16 protein-coding genes and 4 pseudogenes are annotated in these 18,536 nt (G+C 45.2%); 13 read left to right on the plus strand and 7 right to left on the minus strand.

Annotated features, from left to right (window positions below):
• A partial coding sequence (locus V5G28_RS35740; protein WP_332995061.1) for a DUF3800 domain-containing protein occupies positions 1 to 539 on the minus strand: 539 nt, incomplete at its 3' end.
• 37 nt (positions 540 to 576) lie between these two features.
• Complete coding sequence (locus tag V5G28_RS35745) at positions 577 to 1,017, minus strand: restriction endonuclease subunit S (protein ID WP_332995064.1); 441 nt, start codon at positions 1,015 to 1,017, stop codon at positions 577 to 579.
• Between the two features lie 84 nt (positions 1,018 to 1,101).
• On the opposite strand from V5G28_RS35745, the pseudogene V5G28_RS35750 reads away from it, so the two are divergent.
• Together V5G28_RS35750 and V5G28_RS35755 are read left to right on the plus strand one after the other, a co-directional pair.
• Positions 1,102 to 1,260 (plus strand): annotated as a pseudogene (locus V5G28_RS35750) (hypothetical protein); the annotation flags it as partial.
• 217 nt (positions 1,261 to 1,477) lie between these two features.
• On the plus strand, positions 1,478 to 1,939 hold the full coding sequence (locus V5G28_RS35755) for a GNAT family N-acetyltransferase (RefSeq protein ID WP_332995066.1): 462 nt from the start codon (positions 1,478 to 1,480) through the stop codon (positions 1,937 to 1,939).
• A gap of 205 nt (positions 1,940 to 2,144) precedes the next feature.
• On the opposite strand, the gene crtW is transcribed toward V5G28_RS35755, so the two are convergent.
• Together crtW and V5G28_RS35765 are read right to left on the minus strand one after the other, a co-directional pair.
• Positions 2,145 to 2,924 carry a beta-carotene ketolase CrtW gene (gene crtW, locus V5G28_RS35760; protein WP_332995091.1) on the minus strand — a complete coding sequence of 260 codons (780 nt, stop codon included), beginning with the start codon at positions 2,922 to 2,924 and terminating at the stop codon, positions 2,145 to 2,147.
• Positions 2,925 to 3,289: 365 nt separating this feature from the next.
• Complete coding sequence (locus V5G28_RS35765) at positions 3,290 to 3,487, minus strand: high light inducible protein (protein WP_073634221.1); 198 nt, start codon at positions 3,485 to 3,487, stop codon at positions 3,290 to 3,292.
• A gap of 289 nt (positions 3,488 to 3,776) precedes the next feature.
• On the opposite strand from V5G28_RS35765, the gene V5G28_RS35770 reads away from it, so the two are divergent.
• On the plus strand, positions 3,777 to 4,595 hold the full coding sequence (locus V5G28_RS35770) for an SDR family NAD(P)-dependent oxidoreductase (protein ID WP_096567319.1): 819 nt from the start codon (positions 3,777 to 3,779) through the stop codon (positions 4,593 to 4,595).
• A 138-nt stretch (positions 4,596 to 4,733) separates the two neighbouring features.
• On the opposite strand, the gene V5G28_RS35775 is transcribed toward V5G28_RS35770, so the two are convergent.
• The 3 genes and pseudogenes from V5G28_RS35775 to V5G28_RS35785 all read right to left on the minus strand — a co-directional run bounded on the left by V5G28_RS35775 (position 4,734) and on the right by V5G28_RS35785 (position 6,815).
• A complete protein-coding gene (locus V5G28_RS35775) occupies positions 4,734 to 5,051 on the minus strand; it encodes a zinc ribbon domain-containing protein (protein ID WP_332995071.1) in 318 nt (105 codons plus the stop codon).
• A 125-nt stretch (positions 5,052 to 5,176) separates the two neighbouring features.
• Positions 5,177 to 5,767, minus strand: a complete 591-nt coding sequence (locus tag V5G28_RS35780; protein WP_332995073.1) for an RNA-guided endonuclease InsQ/TnpB family protein — start codon at positions 5,765 to 5,767, stop codon at positions 5,177 to 5,179.
• Positions 5,748 to 6,815, minus strand: a pseudogene (locus V5G28_RS35785) (ISKra4 family transposase). Before V5G28_RS35785 ends, V5G28_RS35780 begins: the two are co-directional and overlap by 20 nt.
• Before the next feature lie 908 nt (positions 6,816 to 7,723).
• Here V5G28_RS35785 and V5G28_RS35790 point away from each other — a divergent pair.
• The 10 genes and pseudogenes from V5G28_RS35790 to V5G28_RS35835 all read left to right on the plus strand — a co-directional run.
• Complete coding sequence (locus V5G28_RS35790) at positions 7,724 to 9,208, plus strand: amidohydrolase family protein (RefSeq protein ID WP_332995077.1); 1,485 nt, start codon at positions 7,724 to 7,726, stop codon at positions 9,206 to 9,208.
• Positions 9,209 to 9,384: 176 nt separating this feature from the next.
• Positions 9,385 to 10,869, plus strand: a complete 1,485-nt coding sequence (locus V5G28_RS35795; protein ID WP_332995079.1) for an amidohydrolase family protein — start codon at positions 9,385 to 9,387, stop codon at positions 10,867 to 10,869.
• A 188-nt stretch (positions 10,870 to 11,057) separates the two neighbouring features.
• Entirely contained in the window at positions 11,058 to 12,122 is a 1,065-nt protein-coding gene (locus V5G28_RS35800; RefSeq protein WP_336231554.1) for an aliphatic sulfonate ABC transporter substrate-binding protein, read from the plus strand.
• A 201-nt stretch (positions 12,123 to 12,323) separates the two neighbouring features.
• A complete protein-coding gene (locus V5G28_RS35805; protein WP_332995081.1) occupies positions 12,324 to 13,934 on the plus strand; it encodes an FAD-binding protein in 1,611 nt (536 codons plus the stop codon).
• Positions 13,931 to 14,260: a ferredoxin family protein gene (locus V5G28_RS35810; protein ID WP_332995083.1), complete on the plus strand. Its 330-nt coding sequence runs from the start codon at positions 13,931 to 13,933 to the stop codon at positions 14,258 to 14,260. Before V5G28_RS35805 ends, V5G28_RS35810 begins: the two co-directional genes overlap by 4 nt.
• 81 nt (positions 14,261 to 14,341) lie before the next feature.
• On the plus strand, positions 14,342 to 15,253 hold the full coding sequence (locus tag V5G28_RS35815; RefSeq protein ID WP_332995085.1) for a TauD/TfdA dioxygenase family protein: 912 nt from the start codon (positions 14,342 to 14,344) through the stop codon (positions 15,251 to 15,253).
• Between the two features lie 101 nt (positions 15,254 to 15,354).
• A complete protein-coding gene (locus V5G28_RS35820) occupies positions 15,355 to 16,731 on the plus strand; it encodes an LLM class flavin-dependent oxidoreductase (protein ID WP_332995087.1) in 1,377 nt (458 codons plus the stop codon).
• Positions 16,732 to 16,989: 258 nt separating this feature from the next.
• A pseudogene (locus V5G28_RS35825) lies at positions 16,990 to 17,479 on the plus strand (helix-turn-helix domain-containing protein); the annotation flags it as partial.
• Between the two features lie 152 nt (positions 17,480 to 17,631).
• Positions 17,632 to 18,138, plus strand: coding sequence for an IS66 family transposase zinc-finger binding domain-containing protein (locus V5G28_RS35830; RefSeq protein ID WP_442994327.1), 507 nt, complete (start codon positions 17,632 to 17,634; stop codon positions 18,136 to 18,138).
• Between the two features lie 4 nt (positions 18,139 to 18,142).
• Positions 18,143 to 18,536 (plus strand): annotated as a pseudogene (locus V5G28_RS35835) (hypothetical protein); the annotation flags it as partial.

The raw sequence follows: 18,536 nt of genomic DNA on the forward strand, positions 1-18,536 counted from the left end.
CTATTGATGGCTTGTTCTAGTGCTTCTTCGCGTACTGCCTTACCGCGTCTAGCAATAGCAATTTGGATAACGTCTGCTTTATGGAGCAGATTTTTGAATAAGCGTGTTATGAGATCGTCGTAAATTGCATTCTGCTGAAGCTTTGTGCCCAAACTCTTAAAGTCTGCTTTTGCTGATTCTGCCATATCAGCTTTACTCCGAATTGCCACTAAAACTTTGATGTCGAAAGACTGGATCAGTTCAAAAACCTTTTGCCGAATTTCGGGATGATCGTCTTTTGCATGAAAGGTAATCGCAGTCTTTTTAGCTTCAGGTTGCATAGAGGGAATATTCTTGAAGCGAGGATGAGTCATTAAGCTTGAGCGGAGTGCATTCAGTTCCCAGGTAACTTGTTCTGGATCAGAAATTTGAGCAACACCAGCCATGAAAAATTTAGATGCTCCAGGTTGACCTACGATGATCCGTCCCTTTTTATCGAAGAATGTAAGATCACCTGCTTCGTCAACAAAGTAGTGACGAAATTTGATTTCTTCTGACATGCACTGGAAGATAAGAGTAGATTTGACCTATTTTACGTCAATCTGAGATTATAGCCTCTAATTCCGCGATAGCCTCATCTTCTAAAGCATTGGCTTCATCTCTTAGCTCATAAACTCTCACTACAGTTTCACCAATTCCTAACTGCTCAGAGTAACGAACGTCAGGAATAAGAATCATTTCTGTATCTTCTGCGGTAAGTTCATCTACAACTCCCCCGTAAATTTTGGCTTTCAGTTGATGTTGACCATACGGAGTAGATAGAAAAGCGGCTAAAAAACCCGGATGAGTCACATTTTCTTGTGGAATAATTCGTAAAATGTGTTGAGATGCTGCCCAACCATCTTGGTGGTAACTAGATACCGCAACTCTACCAATCGTCCCAGAACAAGTTACTAAAACCCATCCTGATTTAATAATCCATCGCTCGATTTTATTAGTTTTTGTATTTGAGATATATTTCAAATCATACAGACGCATAGTAGGCAGTTGGCTTCCTTGAAGTAAAGGAACACCGAAATCTTCTTCAACATATATTCGAGCAAATCTTGGAGCTACATATACTTGTTTTGCTTACTCTTCCCCACCGTCCTTGGTGATGATATGGCGCGACGGCGTTGGAATAATCCTCAAGTGTATTGGGTAACAGCACTTGTCCCACTCTTCGGTCCACTTGTGTATCTTTGCCTGCGTCCACCGATATCAGATAATGTTGCTCAATAAACATCCGCACTTTTTAGCAGCAGTAGGGCGCGATAGGCTCTAGGGTGTAGTTGATGTTGGAGTGCGAGCGACAGCACTTGCCAGTAAAATACAACGCATCACAGTATTGATCGAAGAAATTCGTCGTAAAGTTGGGAGCGTTGAGTTTGAGTTCTCCAACCATGCGGTTGAGCAGTCAATGCTATTCTATTGAGTTATTAGGCTGCTCAGAAAAGTTATGAGTGTGAGTCTAACAGAAGTAACGAAGGAAAATTGGATTCAATGTATCAGGCTTAAACTTGCGCCTGAGCAAGAAAGTCTGGTTGCACCAAATGTGGACTCAATTGCAGAATCAAAATTTGAGCTTCACTATGTGCCAAGGGCAATTTACAACAACGAAAATGTTGTTGGTTTTCTCATGTACTGTCCTGAAATCGAAACCGAAGAGAAAGATCTATATTGGCTATTTCGATTTATGGTTGACGTTAACTATCAAAAGCAAGGCATCGGAAGGGCTGCGCTTGAGTTAGCCTTAGCCGAAATATCTAAGAATAATTGTCATAAGATTAACCTCATATACTCGCCCAAAAACTCTGTCGCAGCAAGGCTGTATGCAAGTTTTGGATTCAAGCAAGTTGGTATAGCAGAAGACGGCGATATTATCGTACAAAAAAGAGTGAACAAGATGAGCCCAGCCTAACACTGTGTTAGATTTCTTGTAAAAGTACCTGACGACGAAAGTCGCTTCTAAAAAAACAAAGTCAACCCAGGCGGACTTCTGCGTAAAAGCCTGCGTAGGGTAGGGCTTTATTTTTGCACCCACAGACTTCTAGTCTATAGGTGCAAAAAGACTTTTGAAAAAGGTCTATTGTGTATTATGACGCAAGCCCGTAACGTAGTGTCATTTACACATTTGTTATTGACCGCTTCATCATATAAATCTCTGGCAGTTGCCACCAAGCAACATGAGGGTACTCGTGATGTTCTTCATGATAACCAAAGTGATAGCAACTGATAAATGACCACCAAACGGGACGTGAAAGAGTTTGCGCACGGTGAGGTTGACTATAACCGCCTTCTGGTTCTCGATGAGGCAGGAAGCTGCCAAAGTAAAATAATTGTAATGAGCTCAAAAGCGAGGGGATAACCCAAAAGTAATTAAGATTTTCCTCGGGTATATGGAGTGTACGATGAACAACGTTATAAATAATCATTGATATGATGATTTGTCCCCAACTCCAGTAACCCTTCATAAAATGAAAATACCAAGAGAAGAAATTTTTATGTTTCCCGTCGTGGAAATCGGGGTCTTTTTCACTAGCAGGATGGTGGTGATGCATCCAGTGCTTTTTCAATAGTTTTCCATAAGATAGAAAACCATAAAGAACAAGACACACTGAACCAATAAAATGATTTATTTTGCTATTGCCAGGAAATACTACTCCATGCATAGCATCATGAGCTGTGATAAATAATCCCGTATATAGGAATGTTTGCCAAAGTATAATAGGCAATAACATCAAAAAGTTAAAGTTGGAGATGTCAAGGGAAAGTAAGAGAGAAAGGCTGATTGCCCATACAGTAATAATGACAGTAGCGATTAAAATTCCCCAATTCTCAGATTTACTTTTCCCCACTGGACTAAGTTTTATTTGATCAGTGGGTGGTTTTTCTAATTGTTCGATCACGGTTCTACTCTGTCTTAGGTGAAAAATTCACAAAAATAAGGGCATGACAAGATATACCAACCACCTAACAGAGCAACTCCATTACTGGTTAGTCCTGTGTCTTAGGCAACACTAGCCTGAGATTATGTAGAAATATTAATTTACTTTAATAATTACATACATAACTGCCATACCGAAAACTTTTTTCGTGTGGAGGTTGGTATAGGCATGATGCAGCCAAAATTCTTGAGAACTATTTAGAACCCAGAACGTGAAATACAGAATGGGTTGGCTGTTGTGGATACTCCATCCTGCATTATCTGTACTGTCGGCTTAACTTGCGGAACTAATTTCTCACTGCTGAGTTCTGGGTTCTTTCAAGACTAGTGAGTGAGATTGAGGACGTCGCGCACAACGCTGAAGCCGTTGAGATCCCAAAGTAGGTAAGCAATAAAACCAATCATCGCTAAACGACCTTGCCAAAGTTCGGACTGTGGAGTAAACCCAGGCTTAACTGCATTGCGATCGCTGCCGTTATATGCTTTTTCAGTTGCATCAGTAGGAAAAGATCCCTTAGTCATTGTTAATTTTCCTTAAGTATTTCCATTACACTTCTTATAATAGTCACCTACCTAGTGAACGCTATCTGTCTGTAGTGCCAAAACTTCAGCTAGCCTAAAGGATGAGTTTTTGAGAAAATTCTGTAAATTTTTGTATCGCATGGGTGAATGAGTGTTTGGTGAGCCGATTGAGTAGTAGTCAGCTATACCAAGAGAATTTATAAATTGAAAATCTAACGTTAGTCAGAAGGTTTCCTAGATTTTGTTGCTCAAACTAATAGACAGGAAATAAAGTTTTTTAACTGAAAATATGGCTCCTACAGTACTCATTACAGGTGCTTCTCAAGGCATTGGGAAAGCAACAGCTCTTTTATTTGCCCGCAAAGGATACGACCTAGTACTAACTGCTCGTCACCTTGACCGCTTGGAAAGTGTAGCGCAGGAGGTGCAAAGCCTTGGTTGTCCAGCGCCATTAACAGTTCCTTGTGATGTCACAGATCCGTCGCAGGTGGACACACTAGTGGAAAAGGCGTTGGATCATTATGGCTATATCGATGTACTGATTAACAATGCAGGCGTTTTCGCAGAGGGACCAGTGGACGGGTTTTCACTCAGCGATTGGCATCAAGTGATAGACCTGAACTTATGGGGATATATCCACACAATTCATGCCCTTTTGCCTCATTTCCTCCAGCGCAAATCTGGAACGATTGTGAATTTAAGTTCCATCGGTGGCAAAGTACCTACCCCATATGTAGTGGTTTATTGCACGAGTAAGTTTGCTGTTACAGGGTTGACGGAATCACTGCACGCGGAATTAAAGCCCAAAGGTATTCATGTTTGTGGCATTTACCCAAATTTAATCAAGAGTAGTTTAATGGAACGGGCAGTTTTTCGCGGCAGCGATGAGGAGGATGCTCAAATCCGTCGTGATCAGCTCGAGAATGTGCTGAAAGTTCCGATGGTGGAAAAGCCTGAGGATGTGGCAAATGCGATCTGGGATGCAGTTAAGAATCAGAAGTCTGAAATAATGGTTGGTTCGGCAAATGTTTCGCAGGGCTTTTATCGATTGTTTCCTGGTGCCCTTCAGTGGGTTTCTCGGCAAGGCTTGAAAAATAAAGATAATTGACACTCCCCTGCCGTCATGCGAGGGGATTCTACACTCGTCCTAGTTACTTGCTCAAGCAGGTTTTCACCCTTCGGGTATGCCTTTCCTTCGGAACGCTGCGCGAACGGCACGCCTGACGGCGTTAGCGAAGCTCCTCCCTTAGGAGGCACGCCAGTTCCCTACGGAGGGAGACCCTCCTATGTCCTTCGGACACGCTACGCGAACAGGACTGGTCTCACCAACTAGAACAGAGGTCGCTAGTCCTGTAGCGTTACTTCGGGATTGCCCACCCCTACGGCAGTCGCTACAACGGAGGGAACCTCCGCAACGCGCTGCCTCAGCTTTTGCAAGATTGAGAATATTTATTGCTGCGTTCACGTCTCTTTGGATCTCACACCCACAAGCACACTTATGGGTACGAGTTGAAAGAGATTTTCTCACAACTGCACCGCAATCCGAACATTTCTGAGATGTCATTTTAGGATTGACGGCAACAACTGTGGTTCCAAATTTAACAGCAAAATATTCGCTCCCAACGACGGAAAGTTGACCAAGCTACATCATTGATGGACTTAGCAAGACAATGATTTTTCACCATGTTCTTAATACTTAAATCTAGCCTGCGGCACGCCGCTGAGTCCCAAGGGGACACGCTGCGCGAACGCGTCTACATAGGCGACTAAAGCGTTAGCTTTGCACACCGCACGTCCTAGTCTCTTAGAATGCTCATTACGTTGCCTATTTACTTTTAAGTGCTTCCGAGCATATCTCTGTCTTGCTTTGCGTCGTTGATTCTTCCCTTTTTCTTTCTTGTAAATTTGTCGTTGAGCGTGTTTAATAGCTTTTTCAGCTTTTCTTAATAACCTTGGGTTTTCTTCATGATGTCCGTTGGAATCAGAGTAGAAAAACTCAAGCCCGACATCAAGACCGATTTCACCATTACCTGTTGTCTGTTCAGGTTTTATTTCAATATCAACTGCAAATTGACAATAGTAACCATCGGCTTTTTTGACTAATCGTACACGTTTAATAGACATAACCGGATAGGCGTGAATATCCCACTTCCCTAATAGTTTAACTTCACCAATACCTTTTTTATCAGTAAAGGTGATGTGTCTTTTTACTGGGTTTAAAGCCCATCCTGAAGGGGAGCATCTCACTTTTGCAAAAATATCAAGCAGTAAGCTGACCATTGAGGTAAGCAGATCGCAGGTGTAGCATCCGAGGTACGTTTTCCAATTTCCACTGTGCGCCGGAAATTTTTAATCGTTTACCTATTTGTTTGACGGCGGATTCAACAGCACCAGAACCAATGGAACACAAACCTTCAATGGAAAGATACTGGTAGTTAACGATTCGTTTGAGATGCTTTTTGAGGTAGTGAATGAAATTTTGAGCTGACTTTTTTGTCAAATCAACAAACAGAGCGATCGTTGACAGAACCTGACCTTGCCAAAGAAATGTCTCTGCTGCCTTGAGACGTTTGAGCGACCCACCGACCTTATAGAGATTTTCCTTGAGGTGATACCAGTCTAAAATTTCCTGACGCCCGGAAGTACTGCCAATCTCTTGGAACAGATTCCACACTCCATCATGACCGTCTCCTAAACAAATGAGAGGGTGAAGAAGGCGTTGACTATTGACCCAGTCTGTCAACGCTCATGTTGTCTTGGAAGAACGCACCGTAATAAATACCTTGTAAACGCACAGCTTTGTAGTCTCGCCAATAACTTTCCACTCCTTTGATCCCAGAACGCAAGCGAACCTTACCTCCATCAATGCTAACTTCTGAGACTCCTTGAAGAGCTTGTGGCTGGGAGTACTCCTGCCGTTGTACCAGTCGTTGCAGGGTGCTGTGAGACACTTTTATCCCCGTCAATGCTTCGATGTCCTTCTCACAATCTTGAAACGATTCATTTCCACTCAATAGTAAACAGTTTTTCTCAAAGAGTGGACTCAGTTGGCTATAAGCCTTCAATCCCAATATATGTGCTTGTTTCTCTGTGAGTGTTAGCTTTCCCACAATGCTCTTTACTACCCTTTCTCTGCCTTTTTCCGTCCCTGTGACTTGTTTGATAAAAAAAAAGCAATTTTTGGACTTACTTGCTCTAACATTTTTGTCCGCACTGCTTTTTCTAAGCTTTCAAAGGTTGTCAGTTCTTCTTTCACGGTATTGCGATAAAGAATTTCTGCTGCTTCCAGCAAGCAGGCTTCTAGACGTTGGGAGTCTGAAGGGGTCATAGTAGTTGCACTTGCCTGAGTATTGTTAATGTGCCTATCTTCCCTCAATTACACCCCATATTCCCTAGCCAGTAGTGTCATAAGGGGGAAAATATGATTCGCGACTAAGTACGTGAAGGCGAGCGCCATTGGTGGAATGGACAAAGCTTGGTTCGCTTTGCGATCGCACCTCTTCATTCTTCTCTCTGCTTATGGTACAAACATACTTTTTTTTACTTCAGTTGTCTACTGCTTATACTATCTGACGCCAGTAGGTGCGGAATCTGGATTACACGTATATTTGCAAAAGTGAGATGCTCCCACGCCACTTGCTCGTCTTGGCGTCTCCCCAAGACGAGCCACTGCTGCAGGAGGGTCTCCCACCGGGCTGTATGTGGCGTCCGCAGTGGCTCCTCAGCATAGCTGCCTTTGTTGCCTTTGTTGGTCACGTCTAACCTTTTATAGCCACATACACTGATTCTATATTTAGATTAGCTAATAATTAGTTAACTTAAAATTTAGAATTTCATAAAGTTTGTTTGCTAAATACTTGTGTTTTAGCTGGGGCTATGTAATACTACTAAACTAAATCATCGATAAATCAGTCAAGAAACAGTAGTATTTTTGAGATTCCGGTATAAACACCACGAAATCATTCAGGCAATTTGAGGGTCAAGTACAGATAGCTCATACAAGGAATGCCAGTCAAAGGGCGGGCATACAAGAGCGAAAACTAGAGTTTAACTCCAACAGGCGAATCGCCACCTTTGTTTAGCTCTCACCATAAGGCAACTTAAGTTCAGATTGAGCTATACGTTTGAAATTTGGATTTTTACTCTGTCGTGAAGCTCGATTTTTGTCAGGGTTTACGACTTATGAAAGTCAACGAGTGACATAACTGTTGTCCCAGGATGCATGGAGAAACGATCATGACAATTGCGCTTGAACGTCCCAAGAAGAAGACTCGCTCAGCACAAATTCGGGAGCAACTAGGTTATCCCATCATCGACACCGATGTACATACCCAGGAATTTGAACCTGCCTTTCTCGACTACCTAGCTCAAGTAGGCGGTTCTAAGATTGTTGATAGCTTCAAAGAGCATCTACCTGGAGCTGGTCGCTTTCGTTGGTTCCAGCAAACATGGGAAGAACGCCGTGCTTATCGTACTGCCCGTCCTCCCTTCTGGGGGCGTCCCACTAAGGACACCTTAGATCTTGCCACTATCAGTTTGCCAAAACTACTGCATGAGCGCTTGCAAGAAGCCGGGACAGACTTTGCTGTACTGTACCCTAACCTGGCAACCCTTGCACCTCAAATCAAGAACGAAGAAATGCGTCGGGCTGTTTGCCGTGCAGCAAACCTCTATCATGCAGATATCTTCCGTCCTTATGGCGATCGCCTCACCCCAATTGCCACCATTCCAATGAATACACCCCAAGAAGGGATTTCAGAATTGGAATATGCGGTCAAAGAACTGGGATTAAAAGCGATTCAAATTCCTGCTTACGTTACTCGCACCATTCCAGGCTTCGAGAAATATTCTTCAGAAGTACAAAGAGAAGCAACTTGGATTGATACCTTTGCCTTAGATAGTGCCTACGATTATGACCCCTTCTGGGCAAAGTGTGTAGAACTGAAAGTTGTCCCCACAACCCACGCTTCTGGTATGGGTTGGACTGCTCGCCGTTCAATTTCTAATTATCAATACAATCACATTGGACACTTTGCCTCAGCAGGTGGAGCGTTCTGTAAAGCACTTTTCTTTGGTGGTGTTACTCATCGCTTCCCCACGCTGAAGTTTGCTTTCCTAGAAGGTGGTTCGGCTTGGGGTGCTAGCCTCTATACTGATATTATTTGGCATTGGGAAACCCGTAACCCAGAGATTTTGCAAAACAACAATCCTGCTAATTTAGATCGCCAAGAATTGGCAGAACTCTTCCGCCGTTACGGTGGAGCAGAATTCCAAGGTCGTGCTGATCAATTTGGTAGTGGTTTAGGCTTCCACGGTCAATACCTCTCACCCGACGATCCTGGTGAAATCAATGAATTCGCTGCGGCTGGGATTACGAAAGCAGAAGATGTGCGCGATCGCTTCTTGAATCACTTCTACTTTGGAACAGAATCAGACGACACTCGTGTTGCTTATGCCTTCTATCAAAAGGCGAATCCATTTGGTGACAGAGTCAAAGCATTTTTGGGTTCCGATTCCGGTCACTGGGATGTGCCTGATATTACAGCTGTTACATCCAACGCTTACAGCATGCTGGAACGCGGCATTCTCAGCGAAGAAGATTTGCGCTACTTCCTCTCTATCCATCCCTTGGAGTTGTACACCACCCTCAATCGTGACTTCTTCAAAGGTACGGCAATTGAGAAAGAAGCAGAAGAATATCTGGCGAGTGTTGGTCGCTAATTGGTCGCTAATAATTCTTCTTAGTACAGCATTTCATTAATTCGTAGCGGATTAAATTTAGCAAGACTCTGCGTCCCTTTGCGCTACCTTAGTGTTCCTCTGCGTTTAAAAAAGTTACGAACTTATGCAAAGCTGTACTTAGTATCAGGGTTTTGCAAATTTAAGGAGACTTTCTCATGACCATTGCATTGGAACGTCCCAAAAAGAAGACTCGCTCTGCAGAAATTCGCGAAAAATTGGGGTATGCAGTTATCGACACTGACGTGCATACTCAGGAGTTTGAACCTGCTTTTCTCGATTATTTAGAGCAGGTGGGTGGTTGTAAGATTGTTGATCTCTTCCGGGAGCATCTACCCGGAACAGGTTTGTTTCGCGGACATCAGCAAACTTTGGAAGAACGCCGTACTCATCGCACTATCCGCGCTCCTTTCTGGGGTCGTCCCACTAAGGATACCTTGAGTTTGGCCACTGTCAGCTTGCCAAAACTACTGCATGAGCGCTTGCAAGAAGCCGGGACAGACTTTGCTGTACTGTACCCCAACCTGGCAACCCTTGCACCGCAAATCAAGAACGAAGAAATGCGGCGGGCTGTTTGTCGGGCAGCCAATCTCTATCATGCAGATATTTTTCGTCCTTATGGCGATCGCCTAGCTCCCGTTGCTACGATTCCCTTACAGACACCAGAAGAAGGAATTGAGGAATTGGAATATGCGGTCAAAGAACTGGGATTAAAAGCTCTTCAAATTCCTGCTTACGTAACCCGCGTCATTCCTGCCTTTGAGAATTATCCCGACGAAGTGAAGCGAGAAGCAACCTGGATTGATACCTTCGCTTTGGATAGTGCCTACGATTACGATCCTTTCTGGGCAAAGTGCGTAGAACAGAAAGTTGTCCCTACTACCCACGCGGTTAGTATGGGTTGGACACAGCGCCGCTCGATTTCCAATTACCAATACAACCACATTGGTCACTTTGCCTCAGCCGCCGCAGCATTCTGCAAAGCCCTCTTCTTTGGTGGTGTTACCGATCGCTTCCCCACCCTGAAGTTTGCTTTCCTAGAAGGTGGTTCAGATTGGGGTGCTAGCCTCTATGCTGATATCATTTGGCACTGGGAAACCCGCAATCCGGATATTCTGCAGAATAATCATCCTGGTAACGTAAACCGGGAGGAATTGCGCGAACTGTTCGCTCGTTATGGTGGTCCAGAAGTCAAAGACCGCTTTGAGCAACTTGGTAGTGGTTTAGGCTTCCACGGGAAATACTTTGCACCTGAAAATCCTGGTGATCTCAATGAATTTGCTGCTGCTGGGATTACAAAAGCTGAAGATGTACGCGATCGCTTCTTGAATCATTTCTACTTCGGCACAGAATCAGACGATACCCGTGTTGCCTACGCCTTCTATCAAAAGGCGAATCCATTTGGTGACAGAGTCAAAGCATTTTTGGGTTCTGATTCCGGTCACTGGGATGTGCCTGATATTACAGCTGTTGTGTCCAACGCTTACAGCATGGTCGAAAAGGGCATTCTCAGCGAAGAAGACTTGCGCTACTTCCTATCTATCCATCCTTTGGAGTTGTACACTAGCCTCAATCGTGACTTCTTCAAAGGTACGGCAATTGAGAAAGAAGCAGAAGAATATCTGGCGAGTGTTGGTCGCTAAGAGAACAAATTTATTTGATTTTAGGAACAATTAGGGCTACTTGGGTTTAGGTGGGCATTGCCCACCTGACTCTTTCTTAGAATTTTGAATTTTGCCTTGATCAATTCTCTTGCATGACCCTGCAAAAGTTACCTCATTTTTGGAGTTTCTATTGATAGTTGCAATACTTCCTAATTAAGAAAAAAGCTATGGTTGCCACAGTCAAACCTCAGTCTCTCAAAATGTTTCGCCGCTTTACGCTGCTCTTAGCGCCAGGATTGTTAACCATAGCAACTTCGCTGACGTTAGTCAGTTGCACGCAAGAAAACCAATCTCCTACTAACCAAGTATCAGACACTCAAACATCTAAAATTAAGACTAAAGTTCTCCGCATGGGGTATCAACAAGCTGGGGATTTGGTTAGGGTAACCAAAGTATTGGAAAAGCGTCTAGAACCCTTGGGTATTAAGGTGGAGTGGGCGCAATTTGCCCAAGGTCCACAGCTGATGGAAGCGATGAATGTCGGCAAAATAGATTTAGGTAATGTTGGGGAAACCCCTCCTATATTCGCCCAAGCGGCTGGGGCTCAGATCGCTTATGTTGTTGGTCGGCGAAGTGACGGTAGAAGGAGTGCGATCGCCGTCCCGCCAAATTCTCCCATCAAGACGCTCAAGGACATTAAGGGACAAAAAGTAGTCTTCCAAAAAGCTTCTGCATCTCACTATTTTATCCTCAGAGCTTTGGAACAAGTGGGTTTAAATAAGCGCGATATTCAAGTCCTGAGTATACCTAATGTAGATGCTAGTAGTGCATTTTTGGAAGGGAAAATTCCTGTTTGGGTGACAGGCGATCCCCATCTAGCTCGCGCTGAAAAATTGGGTAAGGCAAGGGTCATCAAGAATGCCGTAGGGCTTGATTCCCCTGGTGGATACTACATTGGGGCAAAGCAGTTTGCAATCAATAATCCGGAATTGCTGCGAATAGTCATTGAGGAGATTGATAAAATCGAGCGCTGGGCACAGACACATCCCAAAGAGACTGCAAAACTCATTGCACCGTATCAAAAACTACCGCCCGATGTGATGGAGTTGTTCATCAGCCGTCGCGGCTATGGATTGAGAGCCATTTCCCCAGATTTAATCAACGAGCAACAGCGGATTGCAGATTACTTTTATAAAAATGCCTTGCTTCCCAAACCTCTCAATGTTCGGGAAGCCATGCTGACGTCGGAACAATATGCAGCAATTACTCCACCAACAATCAGTCAAAAATAGCATTCTGATGCCATTCCTTCAGACTCAAGGATGCTGTAGAGCAATGTATCACGCCATTTTCCATTGATTGCTATAAAATACGGTAAACCTATTGGTTTTTTTTAAGGAGCAGCCGGCTGCCTTGGTAAAAACGGGAAGTAAACATCGATTTGCTCAGACTTGAGCGATTTGTATAAGTTTTATGGAGCAGAATCAGCAACCGTGAGTACTTATCATTTAGAGCCAGCATCTACTCCCAGTTCTCACCTAAATTTGGAAGCGGACGTCCTCGTCATTGGAGGTGGACCGGCAGGTACTTGGGCAGCTTGGAGTGCAGCAACTCAAGGGGCAAATGTCATCCTCGTAGATAAAGGCTACTGCGGAACCAGCGGAGCCACAGCAGCTGCTGGTACAACTGTTTGGTATATTTCAAAAGAGGCGAACCGCGAAGCGGAGTTGTTTAGGCGAGAAACGTTGGGCGGGTTCCTCTCTGAACGCTACTGGATGAATCGCGTCTTGGATCAGACGAGGATTAACCTAAATCGGCTAGTTGAGTGGGGCTATCCCTTTTCGCACGATGACAATGGGGATGTTTATCTTCCTTCACTGCATCAAGGTGCAGAGTATATGCGGTTGATGCGAAAACAGGTGAAAAAGGCAGGGGTGAAAATCCTTGACCATAGCCCTGCACTGGAACTGCTGGTGGATATAGACGGTGCCGTGGCGGGAGCAAAGGGGATTTCTCGGCAAACAGATGAACTCTGGACAGTCCGAGCGGCAGCGGTGATTCTTGCTACTGGGGGTTGTGCTTTCCTTAGCAAAGCCTTAGGCTGCAATGTCCTCACAGGAGATGGGTATCTTATGGCTGCCGAGGTGGGTGCTCAATTATCAGGCATGGAGTTTTCCAATGCCTACGCCCTGACTCCTGCCTTTGCCTCCGTTACGAAGGGCGCGTATTACCGCCATGCCACTTTTACCTATGAAGATGGTACTGTAATTGAGGGAAGCGATCGCCGAGTTATTGCGCGTACATTGCTGACCCAACCTGTTTACGCTTGTATCGATAAAGCCTCTGAAGAAGAAAAAAGTTGGATGCGAACAATTCAACATAACTTCTTCTTACCCTTTGAGCGAGTTGGGATTGATCCGTTCACCCAACGATTCCCCATCACTCTACGTTTCGAGGGAACTGTGCGCGGTACAGGTGGATTGCGGATTGTTGATGAAACGTGCGCCACATCTGTTCCCGGTCTTTATGCGGTTGGAGATGCCGCAACGCGAGAACTCATCTGCGGTGGTGGATCGGGAGGTGGCAGTCCGAATGCGGCATGGGCGACTGCTTCTGGTTACTGGGCAGGCGAGGCAGCTGCTTCCTATGCTCGTCAATTAGGGGATAGGGTGAATCAGCGCTCAGTGCAGAGAATTGATGGCGCAGCGCTCCATCCTGACAGCAACACTACCTTTGACCCTATAGAAGTGATTCGAGCGGTGCAGGCAGAAGTGACTCCTTATGATCGCAACCTGTTCCGCACAGAACAAGGTCTGTCAGAATCACTTGATCGACTGCACGATTTGTGGCATGAAATCCGCAACACATCGTTTCTGTCAAACCAGCAAGCAATACAAGGTAGGGAAGCTGCATCAATGGTCGCAACAGCACGGTGGATGTACGCCACTGCTTTAGAACGCAAAGAATCTCGTGGGATGCACAAACACGAAAACTATCCGCAACTAGATGCCAAACAACATTATCGTTTGATCAGTGGTGGACTAGATCATGTTTGGGTCAAGCCTGAACAAGATATTTCAGTGAGGCAGTTAGTAAAACAATGATTGAACTGGTCAGTGAATCTCGTTGTATCAAGTGCAATATTTGTGTAACCGCTTGCCCAACCAACGTCTTTGACAAAGTACCCAATGCTCCCCCTAAAATCGCTCGTAAAAGTGATTGCCAAACCTGTTATCTTTGCGAACTGTATTGTCCAGTCGATGCTTTGTTTGTTGCCCCTCAGGCAGACGAATCAGTTGCGGTCGATGAGGAGATGTTAGTCCAGTCTGGATTGCTCGGAACGTACCGCCAAAAATTGGGATGGGGACGAGGACGCACCCCAGCAGCGCAAGCAGAACAATCTGCCAAATTCTTCAAATATTCTCCGTAGCTATTTTTTGTCAGCTGTCGCACCCATAAATTGCATTTTTTTAACTTTGGATCACACATTCTACCTTGGAGATATAAACACATGAGTACTAAAAACTTTGACATTCAACCAGTTGCAGGACGCATCGGTGCAGAGATTGTAGGTGTTGACTTGAGTACTAACTTCAACAATGACGTTATCAGCGAAATCCGCAAGGCTCTAGTTCAATACAAGGTAATCTTCTTCCGTAACCAGCAACTCGATGCTAATGCGCAGGTCGCTTTTGCTCGCCGATTTGGTGAAGTTACCACGGCTCACCCCACAGTACCATCGTTTCCAGGACACCCAGAAGTCCTTGACCTGAATTACGGTCGAACCGCTACCCGCGCGAACAACTGGCATACTGATGTTACATTTGTAGACCGCCCGCCACTCGGCTCTATTTTAAGGGCGCTTGTTATTCCGCCATCAGGAGGCGATACTATCTGGGCAAACACGGTGAGTGCATACCAAGATTTACCAAGGCATCTGCGTAATCTCGCTGATGAGCTTTGGGCTGTACATAGTAATGCCTATGACTATGCAGAAGCAGCAGTAGAACTTTCTGAAGAGACTAAGGCTTACCGGAAAGTCTTCACATCGACTGTATATGAAACTTTGCATCCAGTAGTGCGCGTCCATCCAGAATCTGGAGAGCGGGGACTATTCATTGGTGGTTTTGTTCGCCAGATTCGCGGGCTATCAACGACTGAATCGGACAACATTCTGCGACTGTTGCAGTCATATGTGACACGTCCTGAAAACACAGTTCGTTGGCGTTGGCAAGTTGGTGACGTGGCATTCTGGGATAACCGCGCTACTCAACACTATGCGATCGCCGATTACGGTGACCAACCCCGCCAGGTTCAGCGAGTAACCATCGTTGGCGACACTCCAGTTGGCATTGACGGTAAACATAGTGAGGCAATCAAGGGGGACTCTTCAGCATATATTCCAAGCTTGGTCACTGCTTAATATTGAGTTAAATAGCTAACAAGCGTAACGCATGACTCCAGGTAAAACTGTCCATTTAGTTAGTGTTGGACACGCCTCTAAAATCAAAGAAACACAAAAAAATGAGTACGAAAAGACAACTGAGACTGGGTGCATTCTTAATGAGTTCTGGTCATCACGTGGCGGCGTGGCGACACCCAGATGCGCGAGCGGATGGTGGTCTGAACTTCCAGCATTTTAAGCAAATCGCGCAGACGGCAGAACGGGGAAAATTTGACATGATCTTCTTTGCTGATGGTGTGGCTGTGCGCGACCGTGGTAAAGGAACTGAAGCTTTGAGCCGGAACTCGGTCGTACACTTTGAACCTCTCACTTTATTATCAGCTCTGTCTGTGGTGACGGAGCGCATTGGGTTGACGGCGACAGTATCAACTACATACAACGAACCTTTTCATCTCGCCCGCAAGTTTGCGTCGCTGGATTATCTGAGTGGTGGTCGCGCCGGATGGAATCTCGTGACCTCTGCTACTGTTGCTGAAGCGAAAAACTTTAACCGTGAAAAGCACATGGAGCATACACTGCGCTATGAGCGTGCTAAAGAGTTTGTGGATGTGGTAACAGCACTTTGGGATAGTTGGGAAGACGATGCCTTTTTACGTGACAAAGAGTCAGGGATTTACTTCGATCCTGATAAGTTGCACATTCCCAACCATAAAGGCGAGCATTTTTCGGTGCGCGGTCCGTTGAATGTAGCACGTCCAATCCAAGGCTATCCAGTTATCATTCAAGCTGGGTCTTCCGATGATGGGCAGGAACTTGCAGCACAGACAGCGGAGGTTATTTTTACTGCGCAGCAAACGCTTGCGGAAGCCCAGACTTTCTATGGGAGTGTGAAGGGGAAACTGGCGCAATATGGACGTTCTCCCGACCATCTCAAGATTATGCCGGGTGTGTTCCCGGTAATTGGCAGGACTGAGCAGGAAGCCAAGGACAAATACGAGCAGCTTCAGGAGTTGATCCATCCGCAGGTTGGATTAGGTCTACTTTCAGGGCTGGTAGGCGGAGTTGATCTATCGAGTTACCCAGTAGACGATCCGCTTCCAGAGCTACCAGGAACCGAACTTGCAAAAAGCCGCTTGAAGCTGGTGACCGACCTCGCCCGAAGAGAAAATTTAACTATTCGGGAGTTGTATTTGGCGATCGCTGGTGCGCGTGGACATCGAACGATATTGGGAACACCAGAACAGATTGCCGACCAACTTGAAGATTGGTTTGTCAACGGCGGGGCAGATGGGTTCAACATCATGCCGCCTTATTTACCAGGTGGTTTAGATGAGTTTGTAGAACTGGTGATTCCCGAATTGCAGCGCCGGGGACTGTTCCGTACAGAGTATGAAGGTCGAACCCTACGCGAGAATCTTGGACTACCCCGTCCGGCAAACAAGTTTAGCACAGTTGCAGCTTCTCCTGAGCCAATGACTGTTGGTGCATCTGCATGATTTTACCTTTATTCCGATAGAGATATCGCAGTCTAAAAATTCAAGGAGTTCTATGCTATGCCGCTTACCCCTTCAACAATGCTGCCGTTGGGTACTTTCTGGAGTTTAGACTAGTTAGGAGTGCGAAACTGCTGAACAAACCAGATAGAAAACTTGTCAATAATCAATAGTTGGCACATAGAACTATAGGACTCCTATTTGATTTTTGAACAAAACTACGAGACAATACGGTGGGGTGTATAAGTCACACAGGAAACAATGATAAGTCAGCATTTACAAACTGCCACACTCCCAGTGGTTGGATCGCGGCAACAGTCAACAGAGGGAACTACACTTCATGCGATCGCGGAGCTGCAAGATTTTATAGCTCTACGTCCAGATGCGCGTGAGGTAAGGAAAGCGTTGGCAATCAAGCTGGTTTATCAAGGCTACTCATACGAGGAAATTCAAACAATTCTCGACGTATCGCGAGGGTCCATAACAGGTTGGAAGCAAGCCTACGAGCAATATGGAATAGATGGACTACGCTTGAACCACAAAGGAAGGCAAAGCGCGCCTTCGTGCCGAACAACGAGCAGAAGTATTAAGTTGGCTGCAAACAAAAGATCTTTGGGAACTGGGAGAACTCGAATATAAGTTAGCCTTTGAGTATGACGTAACCTACGAGTCAAAACAGAGCTATTACAAGCTGTTTGAGGCAGCAGGCATTAGTTGGAAAAAAACCACAAAGCTGAACCCCAAAGTTAACCCAGACGGTAACCGTTCAGGGGGTATAAGGGCGATCATTAATTAGGGCGAGCAGAATCTGGTAATGTAAGATGTATGGAAAACAAGCGCCCAGCCTAGGTCGAGCAGATCCCCCTTGTTGATTGGGAAAAAACTCCAGCCAGCGTCCAAAAACTGGTAGAGGGGATGGGGCAGCAAATCGAAAGCTTAGAAAAACAATTAGCAGAAGTCCTGACAATCCAGCAACAGCTATTAGAGAAAGCTAATCGTACATCTCAAAATTCATCATCACCTCCTAGTGCAGACCCGCCAGGATTTGGGAAAAAGCAGGAGAAAAAGAAAAGTAATAAAAAACGGGGAGGGCAACCGGGTCATGAAGGTAAAAATCGTGACTTATACCCACCAGAAGAATGCACAGAGGTGGTTGAGCATCATCCAACAGTATGCTCTGGTTGTGGAGAAAGCCTAACTGGAGTTGATGAAAATCCATACAGACACCAGATAGTTGAGATTCCGCCCATTGAACCCATAGTTATAGAACATCGCTTACACCAATTGACTTGTTCTCAATGTGGAACACAGACGCGTGCAACATTGCCGGAGAACATAAACAAGAGTGGATACGGTGTAAGAGTTGTTGCAACAGTTGCATCGAAAGAAAAAACCCCTCTAGCTAAATGAAGATGTGACTGACGCCGCCTTGCTCGAACCACATATTAACTTGACGACAACAACGGCTCAGAATCACCAAGGCAAGGTTGTACTGTTTGTTCAGGATACAAGCGAACTTGATTACACACACCAAAAACAGGTTCAAGGGTTAGGACACATTGGTGATGGTAAGGGAAAAGGAATCATGCTACATAGTTGTCTTGCAATTGTACCGACACCAGCAAACCCTCTAATTTTGGGACTAGCAGGACAAATGCCGTGGTTGCGTGGATTTGACAACAATGATAAAGCTGAGGTTGTCCCAGAACTGTTGAGAACTGATAGTGAAGGCGAGATTTGGGCAGAGATGGTTGAATCTATTGGCTGCGCACCTGCACCAGAAACGGGTTCGCAGTGGGTGAGCGTGG

Origin of the sequence: Scytonema sp. PRP1, from assembly GCF_036697665.2 — a bacterium.
Lineage (GTDB): Bacteria > Cyanobacteriota > Cyanobacteriia > Cyanobacteriales > Nostocaceae > Kalymmatonema > Kalymmatonema gypsitolerans.

Coding starts and splice junctions, on each gene's coding strand:
- V5G28_RS35745 (WP_332995064.1), bottom strand. CDS start 1,017: ATGCGTCTGTATGATTTGAAATATATCTCAAATACAAAAACTAATAAA.
- V5G28_RS35755 (WP_332995066.1), top strand. CDS start 1,478: ATGAGTGTGAGTCTAACAGAAGTAACGAAGGAAAATTGGATTCAATGT.
- V5G28_RS35765 (WP_073634221.1), bottom strand. CDS start 3,487: ATGACTAAGGGATCTTTTCCTACTGATGCAACTGAAAAAGCATATAAC.
- V5G28_RS35770 (WP_096567319.1), top strand. CDS start 3,777: ATGGCTCCTACAGTACTCATTACAGGTGCTTCTCAAGGCATTGGGAAA.
- V5G28_RS35775 (WP_332995071.1), bottom strand. CDS start 5,051: ATGACATCTCAGAAATGTTCGGATTGCGGTGCAGTTGTGAGAAAATCT.
- V5G28_RS35780 (WP_332995073.1), bottom strand. CDS start 5,767: ATGGTCAGCTTACTGCTTGATATTTTTGCAAAAGTGAGATGCTCCCCT.
- V5G28_RS35790 (WP_332995077.1), top strand. CDS start 7,724: ATGACAATTGCGCTTGAACGTCCCAAGAAGAAGACTCGCTCAGCACAA.
- V5G28_RS35795 (WP_332995079.1), top strand. CDS start 9,385: ATGACCATTGCATTGGAACGTCCCAAAAAGAAGACTCGCTCTGCAGAA.
- V5G28_RS35800 (WP_336231554.1), top strand. CDS start 11,058: ATGGTTGCCACAGTCAAACCTCAGTCTCTCAAAATGTTTCGCCGCTTT.
- V5G28_RS35810 (WP_332995083.1), top strand. CDS start 13,931: ATGATTGAACTGGTCAGTGAATCTCGTTGTATCAAGTGCAATATTTGT.
- V5G28_RS35815 (WP_332995085.1), top strand. CDS start 14,342: ATGAGTACTAAAAACTTTGACATTCAACCAGTTGCAGGACGCATCGGT.
- V5G28_RS35820 (WP_332995087.1), top strand. CDS start 15,355: ATGAGTACGAAAAGACAACTGAGACTGGGTGCATTCTTAATGAGTTCT.